General features: G+C 37.4%; 14 protein-coding genes and 1 tRNA gene. 5 read left to right on the top strand and 10 right to left on the bottom strand.

The annotated features are described in order from the left end of the window. The first annotated feature begins 19 nt into the window (after positions 1–19). The 5 genes from tsf (at position 20) to ACTJJG_RS02860 (ending at position 3,500) form a co-directional block, all read left to right on the top strand. Complete coding sequence (gene tsf, locus ACTJJG_RS02880) at positions 20–895, top strand: translation elongation factor Ts (protein WP_002118238.1); 876 nt, start codon at positions 20–22, stop codon at positions 893–895. Positions 896–960: 65 nt separating this feature from the next. Beyond that, entirely contained in the window at positions 961–1,446 is a 486-nt protein-coding gene (locus ACTJJG_RS02875; protein ID WP_032004591.1) for a DUF3465 domain-containing protein, read from the top strand. A gap of 105 nt (positions 1,447–1,551) precedes the next feature. Further along, positions 1,552–2,376 (top strand): helix-turn-helix transcriptional regulator, encoded by an 825-nt coding sequence (locus tag ACTJJG_RS02870; protein WP_057062045.1) that lies wholly within the window; start codon positions 1,552–1,554, stop codon positions 2,374–2,376. 88 nt (positions 2,377–2,464) lie between these two features. Continuing rightward, a complete protein-coding gene (locus ACTJJG_RS02865; protein ID WP_069119441.1) occupies positions 2,465–3,181 on the top strand; it encodes an AzlC family ABC transporter permease in 717 nt (238 codons plus the stop codon). A 1-nt stretch (position 3,182) separates the two neighbouring features. Then, positions 3,183–3,500: an AzlD domain-containing protein gene (locus tag ACTJJG_RS02860; RefSeq protein WP_069119443.1), complete on the top strand. Its 318-nt coding sequence runs from the start codon at positions 3,183–3,185 to the stop codon at positions 3,498–3,500. 43 nt (positions 3,501–3,543) lie between these two features. On the opposite strand, the gene ACTJJG_RS02855 is transcribed toward ACTJJG_RS02860, so the two are convergent. The 10 genes from ACTJJG_RS02855 to ACTJJG_RS02810 form a co-directional block, all read right to left on the bottom strand. Beyond that, a complete protein-coding gene (locus ACTJJG_RS02855; RefSeq protein WP_002118194.1) occupies positions 3,544–3,993 on the bottom strand; it encodes an Mpo1 family 2-hydroxy fatty acid dioxygenase in 450 nt (149 codons plus the stop codon). Between the two features lie 573 nt (positions 3,994–4,566). Beyond that, complete coding sequence (locus ACTJJG_RS02850) at positions 4,567–5,178, bottom strand: septal ring lytic transglycosylase RlpA family protein (protein WP_002118141.1); 612 nt, start codon at positions 5,176–5,178, stop codon at positions 4,567–4,569. A 289-nt stretch (positions 5,179–5,467) separates the two neighbouring features. Next, positions 5,468–6,469, bottom strand: coding sequence for a lytic murein transglycosylase B (mltB, locus tag ACTJJG_RS02845; protein ID WP_005068218.1), 1,002 nt, complete (start codon positions 6,467–6,469; stop codon positions 5,468–5,470). A gap of 19 nt (positions 6,470–6,488) precedes the next feature. Further along, positions 6,489–7,631, bottom strand: a complete 1,143-nt coding sequence (gene rodA, locus ACTJJG_RS02840) for a rod shape-determining protein RodA (protein ID WP_032055424.1) — start codon at positions 7,629–7,631, stop codon at positions 6,489–6,491. Positions 7,632–7,757: 126 nt separating this feature from the next. After that, on the bottom strand, positions 7,758–8,408 hold the full coding sequence (locus ACTJJG_RS02835) for a hypothetical protein (RefSeq protein ID WP_002118229.1): 651 nt from the start codon (positions 8,406–8,408) through the stop codon (positions 7,758–7,760). A gap of 23 nt (positions 8,409–8,431) precedes the next feature. Next, a complete protein-coding gene (queF, locus tag ACTJJG_RS02830) occupies positions 8,432–9,244 on the bottom strand; it encodes an NADPH-dependent 7-cyano-7-deazaguanine reductase QueF (protein WP_014207239.1) in 813 nt (270 codons plus the stop codon). Continuing rightward, on the bottom strand, positions 9,241–10,014 hold the full coding sequence (locus ACTJJG_RS02825; protein ID WP_440608911.1) for an ABC transporter permease: 774 nt from the start codon (positions 10,012–10,014) through the stop codon (positions 9,241–9,243). The genes queF and ACTJJG_RS02825 overlap by 4 nt, the downstream gene beginning before the upstream one ends. Next, positions 10,011–10,946, bottom strand: a complete 936-nt coding sequence (locus tag ACTJJG_RS02820; RefSeq protein WP_002118101.1) for an ABC transporter ATP-binding protein — start codon at positions 10,944–10,946, stop codon at positions 10,011–10,013. Before ACTJJG_RS02820 ends, ACTJJG_RS02825 begins: the two co-directional genes overlap by 4 nt. Before the next feature lie 117 nt (positions 10,947–11,063). Continuing rightward, a tRNA-Arg gene (locus tag ACTJJG_RS02815) sits at positions 11,064–11,140 on the bottom strand. Positions 11,141–11,243: 103 nt separating this feature from the next. After that, positions 11,244–11,873: a hypothetical protein gene (locus tag ACTJJG_RS02810; protein WP_078225148.1), complete on the bottom strand. Its 630-nt coding sequence runs from the start codon at positions 11,871–11,873 to the stop codon at positions 11,244–11,246. Between the last annotated feature and the right edge of the window lie 61 nt (positions 11,874–11,934).

Below are 11,934 nucleotides of genomic sequence, written 5' to 3'. Positions count from 1 at the left end.
CCGATTTTAGGAGATCAACATGACTGCAATTACTGCAAGCATGGTAAAAGAATTACGTGACCGTACTGGTCTTGCAATGATGGAATGCAAAAAAGCATTAACAGAAGCGAACGGTGACATCGAGCTTGCTATTGATAACCTTCGTAAATCTGGTCAAGCTAAAGCTGCTAAAAAAGCTGGTAACATTGCTGCTGACGGTGCAATCACAATCGTTCAAGAAGGCAACAAAGCAATTTTAGTTGAAGTTAACTGTCAAACTGACTTCGTTGCTAAAGACGAAAACTTCTCTAACTTCTCTAAAGCTGTTGCTACTGCTGCTTTAGCTGCTGGTGAAACTGATGCTGCTAAAATCGCTGAATTAAAATTAGCAGACGGTCAATCAGTTGAAGAAGCTCGTATTGCACTTGTTCAAAAAATCGGTGAAAACATCCAAGTTCGTCGCGCGAAAATCGTTGAAGGCGAAAACTTGGCTATCTACAAACACGGTTTAAAAATCGGTGTTGTAGTTTCTTATACTGGTGATGCTGATACTGGTAAAGGTATTGCAATGCACGTTGCTGCATTCAACCCAGTAGCTGTAAATGCTGAAGCTGTTCCTGCTGACCTTATCGCTAAAGAAAAAGAAATTGCTGAAGCGAAAGCGTTAGAATCTGGTAAGCCAGCTAACATCGTTGAGAAAATGGTAACTGGTTCAGTTGATAAATACTTGAACGAAGTTGCTCTTGATCGTCAAATGTATGTAATCGACAACGACAAGAAAGTTGCTGATGTATTAAAAGCAACTGGTACTACTGTTGCTGAATTCGTACGTTTCGAAGTTGGTGAAGGTATTGAGAAGAAAGCAGAACTTAGCTTCGCTGAAGAAGTTGCTGCTGCTCAAGCTGCTGCGAAGTAATTCGTATCACAATAAAAAAAGCCCCATTGGGGCTTTTTTTATCTCAGTTAAAATAAGGGTATACAATGACAAATAAAAAAAATCTCAGTATTGCTGGTGTGATTATTTTATTGATTGCTGCGTATTTTGGTCTAGATTTATCTGGGCATAAGCAAAATCAATCACCATCATCAACTATACCCGCAGCTCAGCGTAATGAAACTACACTTTCAAATAATGGGGTGGACACTGTAAAAGCTGCTTATGAGCAGAGACAAAGTAATGTTCAAGTGCAGGGAAGTGGTCGAGTCAAAGCAATTTTAAGAGATGATAATGATGGGTCAAGACACCAGAAATTCATTCTAGTATTAAAAAATGGTCTTTCAATTTTGGTTGCACATAATATCGATTTGGCACCTAAAATTTCTAATCTAAATAAAGGTGACATCGTTGAGTTTTATGGCGAATATGAATACAACCCGAAAGGTGGTGTACTACATTGGACTCATCACGATCCACAAGGTCGTCATGAAAGTGGTTGGCTTAAACATGACGGACAGATCTATCAATAAAGCTCACGTGAACGTTTAATCAGATTATTTTCATAGAGCAATTTTGTTCTATTCAGTTTATTAAAACATGCTATGGTTTTTTTATTGAATAGATGAGACGTATTTATGCAGCGGGAGCAAGCCGATTATCTGCATGTGCGAGAGTTGGGCGGTTTAGAGTTATTAAAAGCACATTATCACCAAACACAGTTTTCAAAGCATACTCATGAAGGGTACTGTATTGGTGTGATTGAAGAGGGAGCACAGTCTTTTTTTAGGACGGGACAGCTACATGTAGCTCCTAAAGGCGATATTATTCTAGTCAATGCTGACGAGATTCATACTGGTTCATCGGCTGTTGAGTCAGGGTGGCGTTATCGAGCGATCTATCCAACACCTGAAATGTTAGCAGAAGTTAGCCAGGATTTTTTTGAAAATCCACATGGAGCACCATGGTTTCCTCAAGCCGTGATTCGCGACCTAGGTTTGGCTCAACAGCTTTGCTTACTTTTTGATTTATTAGAACAAAAAGATAATTTCCTGCTCAAAGAAACGATGTATTTAACAACTTTAGCTTGTCTTATGAAGAGACATGGTAAATCAAATCATACTTTTTGTGAGTTACCAGAAGCATATTCAAAAATATTAAGAGTTAAAGAATTACTTGTAGAAATGCCTGAAACAAACTTTTCTTTACAAGATTTGGCTGACATGGTCGGCTTGAGCGCTTGGCATTTCTTAAGGCAATTTAAAAAATATGTTGGTTTGCCACCTCATGCTTGGCTTGTACAAGCACGTTTACAAAAAGCAAGACAGTTATTAAAACAGGGGGACCAAATTGCCATGGTGGCACAACAATGTGGTTTTTCTGACCAAAGCCATTTTAACCGTCACTTTAAAAAAGCAATGGGCGTCACACCCACTCAATATGTAGTAAGTTTGAACATATAAATAAATTAGTTTTAAAGCAATTTTATCCAATATAAGTCGGCACTCATCAAGCATGGTATAGAGATGTTTCTTATATTGGATTTTATATATGAATATTCAGCTTAATCAGCCAGTTGGGTTTTCAAAAAATAAGCCATCCTATTTATTTTTACGTGGCGCAATGGATATTTTGCCCTTATCAATTTCTGTTATTCCGTGGGCAATCTTAGCGGGATCTATGGCAATTCATGCAGGATTATCTTTCTATAAAGCACTAGCAATGTCTGGGCTCGTCTTTGCTGGAGCTGCTCAGTTGGTTAGCTTAAGCATGGCTATGGAAGGTGCATCTGTTTTTACAATTTATTTGACTATTTTCTTTTTAACGGCTCAACATTTTATTTATGCATTAACTTTAAGAAATGACATTTCTATCTTATCTCTACCTAAACGATTGAGTTTAGGTTTTTTATTAACAGATGAATTGTTTGCGGTGAGTGCTCCATTTGAAAAAAGAAGTTCGGAATATCTGCTCGGAGCTGGACTGTGTTTTTATTTATTTTGGGTTGCTTTTAGTTTGGTGGGAATACTGCTGGCGACAGTGATACCTGATCTTTTAAATTACCATTTGGATTTTTCGATCGTTGCTATTTTTATTGCCATGATTGTGCCGTTATGTAAAGGATTTCCGGTCATAGCTGGTGTGCTAACAACTTGTTTAAGTGGGTTTTTATTTAAATTTTATCACATTGAGGGTGCGATTTTACTTTCAGGGTTGATGGGAATGTTAATTGCTGTTTTAACTGAAAAAATAGGTAAGGAGCAATAATATGTCTTGGTTTATGATTTTAGGCTTGGCAGCAATTGTCTTTTTTAATCGCTATTATTTTTTAGAACCTCAAGTAAAAATTAAACTGCCGCTTATTCTGAATAAGATGCTTAACTATTCTGCACCTTGTTTGTTAACTGCAATTTGTATTCCAGTTATTTTTTTCGATGGTAATCATTTAAGAGGCATGATAAATAATCCTTATATTTATGCAGCAATCTTTTGTATTGTAATCGCTATGTACCTAAAAAAAGTTCTTTTAAGTGTGATAGCAAGTTTAGGATTTTTTTATTTTATAAATTTTCTAATAAATTACTAACATGCAAAAGCTGAATCGAAAGGATTCAGCTTTAAGTTAATCTTTAAGCAAGAGCTTGTTTTTGTCTGCTTTTCCATTTAGGTAAGATTTTTGAGAGATAAGCATCCATACACCAAACTGGTCCAATTAGTAGGAATTGTAAATCTTTAAAGAACGAAGGTTTTTTGCCTTCGACTTTATGTCCGTAAAATTGTCCAACCCAAGCAATCACAAAAATAGCGATATAAAACCCGACTCCTACAGGTAGGGTATAAATGAGCCATGCCATAACAACAAGTAAAGCAGCCATTGCCACAGCAAGTACAAGATCTAAACGTGCATAAAATACTAAGGTCAACACAAGTAATAAAGCAGTAAGCAATGTGCTGAAATGTGCAATGATTCCAATAATAGAAAATAAAATGGCGGGAACGCAAAGCCAGTGAATTTGTTTATTGGTTGGATTTTGATGACTTTCGCTATATTCATCAAACCATTCAGTAATGGATTTCATTAGTAGCACACTCCTTGTTTTAACTTCGATTTATTTTTGTGAGTATATTTTAGCCTGTTCTTGAGGATCTCGACAAGAAACTAACACTATTCAACTATAGGGAGCGTTGTATTAAAAATACCTAAGAAAGGGCAAACGAAAAAATAATGCGAGTGTGATTGACAAGGTGGACAATTCGACCACAAGAATGGGGCGATTTTTCATAATATTTTTTCTGTGTTGCTAGATGATGAAATCATCTAAAAAAGCGTAATTTTGAGATTGATGGGAAAATTGTATGAAAAAGCTCTACTCATCTACTCTAAAAACGCCATAAATAGCCTTTATTTTGGAAAAATGGTACTAGGGTAGCGCAAATTTAAAAAAGACGCTCTAAACGTAAATTAGACGTAAAATTAACTGGTATTAAATAAACATAGTTTTTTGTTTAAAAAATATTCAAATTCAGAGCTGGATAAGGGTCAAAAAAAGAGGATTTTTTAACTTTACGTTAGGAATTATTTTGATAACTTAAAATATAAAAAAGCCGCAGAAAAAATTGCGGCTTTTTACATGAACTCGAGAGGCTATAACTTATGAAGTTGGGCCATCAACACGCTCAATATTTACTTTAGCTGTACCAGCATTGGTAATACCAAGACGTTTAGCTGCACCGTATGATAGGTCAAGTACACGGTTGCCATGGAAAGGACCACGGTCATTTACTTTTACAACCACACTTTTACCATTGTCTTTATTCGTTACTCGAATGTAACAGTTCAACGGTAGGCTACGGTGAGCAGCAGTTAAAGCATTCATGTCGAATGTTTCACCACTTGCAGTTTTACGACCATGGAATTGGCGGCCATACCAAGACGCCATACCAGTTTGGCTAAACTTACGAACAGTGTTTGAAGCTACTGTGTTAAGTTTTTCAATCACTGAAGGCTCATCTTCAGGGATTTCAATTTTTGCTGCGATAGCTTGACGACGGATTTGATCGCCAGAACGTTCAGTGATTGAAAGACTGTTAATGTTAGAAAAACGAGAATTAAAGTTTTGAGTATCTTTACTCAATACACGTGCTGCTAGATTAGGACCATCTACATCACTGTTTAATGATGATGACTGCACCATTTCAGCGTGCAGTGGGGCCATACTTAAACTAGCCGTCAGTGCAAGAACGTATTTCAGCGATAACTGCATTTGTATAAACTCCTGAGAACATGTACTTTTTTCTTTCAGCCATTGACTGAAATTTAAAGTGAACATGCCTTATTATTCACTTTTGCAATTGCTATATTGGGGTGGATAATATTCATCGGTTACGGAGAGTGTCTAGTCTTTAACGAGAAATCTTTACAAAAAGGGCAAAAACTTACAGTTTTAGGTTGAAAAATAATCAATAATGTAACAAGTTATTAAAAATGTATGTATTGTGATCTATTTAACAAAAATATTTATTGACTTTTACATAAAGTATAAAAAAGCTAGCCTATCGGCTAGCTACTTCGGTGCCTAATAACCATACAGCAGTAGCGTACATGCGGCTCTTGTTATAAGTCGTAATCACTTGAAAATTCGGGTAAGTTAAATAGTAAATTGGTCCATTATAGTCTTGTAATTGAATAACATTCACCATATCGAGATCATCAATTTTAACTAAAGGATTCAATGGAGAAATACCGAGTGTCTTTAATGCACCATATGGGAAAGGTTGCGTTAAATCTTTAGCAATAATACTTTCTGGATTTGACCCAGTGTAACGAGCCATAAACCCGATCGGTTGGTCGCGTTGCCAACCTTGTTTTGCTAAGTAGTTTGCAATTGATCCAATAGCATCTTCTGCTGAGTTTCTTAAGTCGATATGTCCATTACCGTCATAATCCACCCCATATTTACTAATATTGCTTGGCATAAATTGTGGATAGCCAATCGCACCTGCATAGGAACCAACAATACTATTTGTTGGGTAGCCTTCTTTATAAGTCCAAGCAATAAGAGCAGCTAGCTCATCACCAAAATATTCAGCACGGCGAGGGTAGCCAAAAGCAAGGGTAGCTAAAGCATCACGTGTAATAAAAGAACCTTTATTTGCGCCATAACCTGTTTCAACGCCCAAAATACCTAAAATGACAGCTTGAGATACGCCATATTGTTGTTCTGCGCGATTTAACGCATCTGCATATTGATTTTTAAAACGGACACCACGTTGAATTGTGCCTTCAACCAAGAACATAGAGCGATAATCATACCAAGGCTTACTTTCACCCGGACGAGTCATAATATTTAGAATGTTTGGTAAATTTTTTGCGCCACTCATGGCTGCATCGACTTGATCGCTACTTAAGCCATAAGCATTCATCGTTTTTTGTTTAAAATTCAAATAATCAGGATGTGTTGCAAAATCGTTGGCCTGAGCGAAATGACTTGTACTGATTAAGCCAGTACACAAAGCGAGCATTTTTAAAGTTTTATTTAAGTGTTGAGACAACATATCGTTTTAAAATTCCAGATTATCGATGTGTATGAATGGACATGACTAAACCAAAGGTGGCCATTAAAGTAATAATAGCTGTTCCGCCATAACTCATAAAAGGTAAAGGAACACCTACTACAGGTAAAATACCACTGACCATTCCCGCATTTACAAATACATAAACAAAAAAAGACAAACCAAAGGCGCCAGCAACTAAACGTCCATAGTTATGGAAGCTTTGTAAACCGATCTGGAATGTTCTAAAAATAATGGCAAAATAAAGGACTACTAAAATAAGTACACCGATGAGTCCAAATTCTTCGGAATATGCAGCAATAATAAAGTCAGTATGTCCTTCGGGTAAAAAGTGTAAATGTGATTGGGTACCTTCAAGGAAGCCTTTACCTGAAAAACCACCAGAACCAATTGCAGTTTTAGATTGAATAATATTCCAACCCGTACCGAGTGCGTCTGCCTCGGGGTCAAGTAAAGTTAAAACCCTTTGGCGTTGATAGTCGTGTAAAAGAAATTCCCACGCAATTGGAATTACAATTGCTGCACATGCGGCAGCTGCACCAATCATTCGCCACGATAGTCCACTTAAAAATAAGACAAATATACCGCTTGCTAATACTAAAAGTGATGTCCCTAAATCAGGTTGTTCTGCAATCAGTAAAAAGGGAATACCAATTAACATTAAAGATAAAATAACTTGTGAAAAACTAGGGGGAAGAGGTTTTCGTGCTAAAAACCATGCAATCATCATCGGCATGCCGATTTTCATGAACTCACTGGGTTGGACACTTCCGAAACCGGGAATATCAATCCAACGCTGAGCACCCATTCGGACTTCACCGAATACCATAACTGCCACAAGCGAAAATAGGCCAAACAAATAAAAGTAGGGGGAAAACGCTTGATAGACCTTAGGCGGAATTTGGGCTAGACCAAACATCACTAAAAAGCCAATACCAAAACTCATGGCTTGTTTACTGACCAGCCCTACATCCTGCGCCGAAGCACTATATAGTACCGTTAAGCCTAATAGCGCATTTAACAGCAAAAATAGACATAACCACGGGTCAATGTGGAGTTGTTGCCACCTTGATGGTTGCATAGCGGTGCTAAGACCATCTCGAGGAGCTTGGCGTAAAAACTTATATTGTGGGCTAGGAGACATGCGGCGTTAACTAGGTCAATCAGTGCTTGGCGCATGCTAACATAAACCTGATTAATGGCAATGTATATCAATATTTTGCAATAAAAAAACCTAGCTCTCGCTAGGTTTCCGATAGGCTATTTCTTATTAGTTAAAGAATAGACTTTCGTGATATTCAGCCATCGCTTTTAGTTCAGTGCGATTTAAGCTAGGGATGAGTTTGTCGATCGCAATATGAACTGCTTTTGTTACAGCTGCCGCACCAATATCAGCTGCTTTACGCTTGATCATGCCAAGGTCTAATGTCTTATTAAAATCAGACATAAAATGTTTAACCATAGCATCTCCAAACTGTTTATACAGTTCAGCCAATGCAGCTTTATTGATATCGTTACCCGCCTTAAGCTCAGTGAAGTTATGCTGAAGATTAGTGACTAAGCTAGGATCTAGAGTTACACCTACTTTATATTGACCTTGTGGATCTTTAAATAAGCTTTTTTCAGAGAACTCTACTGACTGTTTAACAACATCGTTTGGCGCTTTGCTTAACAATTGTTTTAAAAGAACAGCGACTGTTGATTTGACATAGCCTGCTAGTTTTTCGGCAGTATCGCGCTTTTCACTTGCAGGGAAGTGCTGAACTAACTGAATTAAGACATTATCAATAATCTCTTCATTAAGTTGTAAAGCAATCTTATCGCGAAGTGGGTATAAAGGCTCACTAGAATTTTTGTTCGCAATTCCAGTTTGTATATCGTTCAATAAGCCTTCAGAAGGGGTAAAACCAAAAAACGGCATGGTGTATCCTCAAATTATTCGTTTTATTGTCGTGCCAATCGAATCGGTTTTGGCATCCATGAAAGATCCGATACTCGGCAAGGGTTAATATCAAGTCCGCCGCGACGAGTATAAGTTGCATAAACCATCAGCTTTTCAGGCTGCAAATTTTGCCAAATATCCGCAAAAATCTGCTCGACACATTGTTCGTGAAAGCCGTTATGCTGACGGTACGAGATAATATAAGCTAAAACACTACGATAACAAGGTTTTTTGCCCTTAAAACGGATAAAAACTGTACCCCAATCTGGTTGTCCCGTGACTGGGCAGTTACTTCTTAAAAGATGAGAATATAGTTCAATTTCGACTTCTTCATCAGACGCATCTCGTTTTAAAAGAGTCGCATCTGGATGTTGCTCTAAACGCTCTGGATCTAAGTCATCAATACAAATGCCTTGAGGTTTAGAAATCTCTAAATCATCTACTTGAAATAAGGTTAACTCAACTTTTGCACCGGCCGCAGCCGATAAGTCTTTTTCAACTGTTTCAATAAATGATTGTTTAGAGTCAAACTGTGTGAAGTTAAGGCTATTGAAGTAAAGCTTTAATGACTTTGATTCAATCAAATTTGGTGAAGAAGCTGGCAGTGTAATTCTGCCAATAGCAACTTGCGGGATAGCATGAGCGTTTAACCATGAAATTTCAAAAACATGCCACCAATCTTTACCTTGTGTAATACCTTCAATATGCGAATAGGCTTCACGAGACTGAGCACGAGCAATTGGAAATAAAACATCAGGTTGATAGTTAGTTGGATATTGAGTTTCTTTACCCAATAAAGACTGTTCGACACTCATTCACGCATTCCTGAACCACGAGCAAGTAAATAGTAGGCAATTCCGTAAAGTACAGCACAGCATAATGTCACAATGATTAAAGAGAACGTAACGTTCACGTCACTATGACCTAAAATGCCGAAACGGAAAGCGTTAACCATATACACAATAGGATTAATTAAAGAAAGTTTTTGCCAAAAAGGGCCAAGTGCACTAATAGCATAGAATACACCACCTAAATAGGTTAAAGGTGTAAGGACAAATGTTGGAATAATAGAAATATCATCAAATGATTTTGCATAAACTGCATTAATAAAACCACCTAATGCGAAAAGAACCGAGGTAATTAAGACTGTATATATAGTTACGAACCAGTTATGTATAAAGAGGTCTGTAAAGAACATGCTCATTGTCGTCACAATTGCTCCGACCAATACACCACGGCAAATACCACCAATGACATAGCCCCACAAAATAATATGTAGTGGTACGGGACTCATAATCAGTTCTTCAATGCTCTTTTGGAATTTCACACTAAAGAAACTTGAAGATACGTTAGCATAACTGTTGGTAATAACCGCCATCATGATGAGGCCGGGTACGATAAACTGCATGTAGCTCACGCCGCCCATTTGTCCAATGCGCGAACCAACCAAATTACCAAAAATGACAAAGTACAAACTCATCGTGATCGCAGGTGGTAACAAGGTTTGCGGCCAAATACGTAGAAATCGGCGTACTTCTTTACGAACTAGAGTCCAGAGGGCAATTTGCAGTTGGCTAAAATTCATTTTGCCTCTCCTTCAAGATTTTTCTCGACCATTTTGACGAATAGCTCTTCTAGACGGTTCGATTTGTTACGCATACTACGAACACGAATACCTTGTGATTCTAAAAGTTGGAATAAGTCATTTAATGTATGTGCTTTATCCATTGTCACTTCTAAAGTGCTGCTATCAATTAAGTTGAACTTCACACCAATAATATTTAACTGGAGTGGGGCAATGGGTTCTGCCAAATCAAAAATAAAAGACTCTTCACTCAGCTGGTTTAAGAAACTTTTCATGCTGGTGTCTTCTTTAATGACACCGCGGTCAATGATAGCAATTTGACGACACAACATTTCTGCTTCTTCGAGATAATGTGTAGTCAAAATAATAGAAGTACCGCTTTCGTTCATTTCGGTTAGAAAATCCCACATAGAGCGGCGTAATTCAATATCAACACCCGCAGTAGGCTCATCTAAAATAAGAAGTTTAGGTTCATGCATCATGGCACGTGCAATCATGAGTCGGCGCTTCATACCACCTGATAGCATACGTGCTTGTATATTGCGTTTTTCCCAGAGGCCTAGCTTTTCTAAATAATGCTCGGCACGTTTTTCTGCAATCTTTTTATGAATGCCGTAATAGCCAGCTTGGGTGACTAAAATATCGAACGCTTTTTCAAACTGTCCAAAGTTAAATTCTTGAGGGACAACGCCAAGTTGTTGTTTTGCCAAGGATGGGTGAGTGTCGAGATTGTGTCCAAAAATCTCAACTGTTCCTTCGGTTTTTTTCGTGAGGGAACTGATAATACCAATGGTTGTTGATTTGCCGGCACCATTTGGGCCTAACAACGCATAAAATTCACCTTCAGGCACAGTGAGGTTAATACCTTTTAACGCCTGAAAACCATTACGATATGTTTTGGACAAATCTCTTAAAACCAAAGCATCAGTCATGAAATTCTCACATTATGAAAGAGGGGTATATTTTGAGCGATAATGATTAATAAACCAAGTAAAATAGTCGGAATTTTATAAAATTGAGATAAATTTATGAAGTTATTATATATAAACTGGTGCGCCCGGCGGGGATCGAACCCACGACCCCAGGCTTCGGAAACCTGTACTCTATCCAACTGAGCTACGAGCGCACATGTGTGGGCCACATCATAGGAAAAAAACACCAATAGGTAAAGCACGAAATAGGTAACAAGTGGGTTTAATGCTTAATTAAACAGCAACTTGTTGTTTTTTTTAGATGCGTTGTTGAATAAGTTGAATTGAATAATTAATAGAATGGAGCGTATGTGCTAGCTCATTAGGCGGAATACGCGACTCCTGTAAGCTGGTAATCCATTGCATTTGGCACATTTTAAGCTCTTGAAGCGTTTTTATTTGTTCTATTTTCTGAATAAGTGGTTTTGCCATAAGCCCACAATATTGACTCAAGCTTTGCTTCATCAACTGTTGTATTTCTTCAAAAGAGAGCTGTTGAACTGGAATTGGTGGCTGGGTATTTTCAGTATTTGTAGATTGCAAAGATGGTAATTGAGTAACCTGAATTTCACTAACTATATTGTCACTTTTATTCTCATCTATAATATTTTTTTGATGAGCTTCTATTGTAGTTACGGATGATGGTGGGAAATATATTTGTTCATTTAATTCTGAATAATTTTCGCCAGAAGGAGCAATGAGTTTTAAGTCGATAAGCTGTTGAATAAGCTCTGGAGATGCAATACGTTTTTTAAATTCGCTATTTAAATTTTGAAAATCTTCGTGATCTATTAATAGTAGTAAACGTCTTTGTTTTGCATTTAAAGTAATGTTGCGTTGTTGAAGCGCGACTCTTCCTAAATTGGTTCGATAAAAACCAGCCATCATTCTTCCCCAAATAAAAAATAAATCAGACTGTCCAATTTTCTTGGTTGAACAGTACTGTTTT

Origin of the sequence: Acinetobacter sp. 22512 (genome assembly GCF_052044755.1) — a bacterium.
GTDB classification, from domain to species: Bacteria; Pseudomonadota; Gammaproteobacteria; order Pseudomonadales; family Moraxellaceae; genus Acinetobacter; species Acinetobacter pittii.
The sequence above is the reverse complement of the archived record's forward strand: the minus strand, read 5'-3'. Positions and strand labels throughout refer to the sequence as shown.

Bases quoted from the DNA above. Each gene is read 5' to 3' on its own strand.
- queF (WP_014207239.1), bottom strand. From the start codon at position 9,244: ATGAGTGTCGAACAGTCTTTATTGGGTAAAGAAACTCAATATCCAACT.
- ACTJJG_RS02820 (WP_002118101.1), bottom strand. From the start codon at position 10,946: ATGACTGATGCTTTGGTTTTAAGAGATTTGTCCAAAACATATCGTAAT.
- ACTJJG_RS02875 (WP_032004591.1), top strand. From the start codon at position 961: ATGACAAATAAAAAAAATCTCAGTATTGCTGGTGTGATTATTTTATTG.
- ACTJJG_RS02850 (WP_002118141.1), bottom strand. From the start codon at position 5,178: ATGCAGTTATCGCTGAAATACGTTCTTGCACTGACGGCTAGTTTAAGT.
- mltB (WP_005068218.1), bottom strand. From the start codon at position 6,469: ATGTTGTCTCAACACTTAAATAAAACTTTAAAAATGCTCGCTTTGTGT.
- ACTJJG_RS02855 (WP_002118194.1), bottom strand. From the start codon at position 3,993: ATGAAATCCATTACTGAATGGTTTGATGAATATAGCGAAAGTCATCAA.
- tsf (WP_002118238.1), top strand. From the start codon at position 20: ATGACTGCAATTACTGCAAGCATGGTAAAAGAATTACGTGACCGTACT.
- rodA (WP_032055424.1), bottom strand. From the start codon at position 7,631: ATGTCTCCTAGCCCACAATATAAGTTTTTACGCCAAGCTCCTCGAGAT.
- ACTJJG_RS02865 (WP_069119441.1), top strand. From the start codon at position 2,465: ATGAATATTCAGCTTAATCAGCCAGTTGGGTTTTCAAAAAATAAGCCA.
- ACTJJG_RS02860 (WP_069119443.1), top strand. From the start codon at position 3,183: ATGTCTTGGTTTATGATTTTAGGCTTGGCAGCAATTGTCTTTTTTAAT.
- ACTJJG_RS02825 (WP_440608911.1), bottom strand. From the start codon at position 10,014: ATGAATTTTAGCCAACTGCAAATTGCCCTCTGGACTCTAGTTCGTAAA.
- ACTJJG_RS02870 (WP_057062045.1), top strand. From the start codon at position 1,552: ATGCAGCGGGAGCAAGCCGATTATCTGCATGTGCGAGAGTTGGGCGGT.
- ACTJJG_RS02810 (WP_078225148.1), bottom strand. From the start codon at position 11,873: ATGATGGCTGGTTTTTATCGAACCAATTTAGGAAGAGTCGCGCTTCAA.
- ACTJJG_RS02835 (WP_002118229.1), bottom strand. From the start codon at position 8,408: ATGCCGTTTTTTGGTTTTACCCCTTCTGAAGGCTTATTGAACGATATA.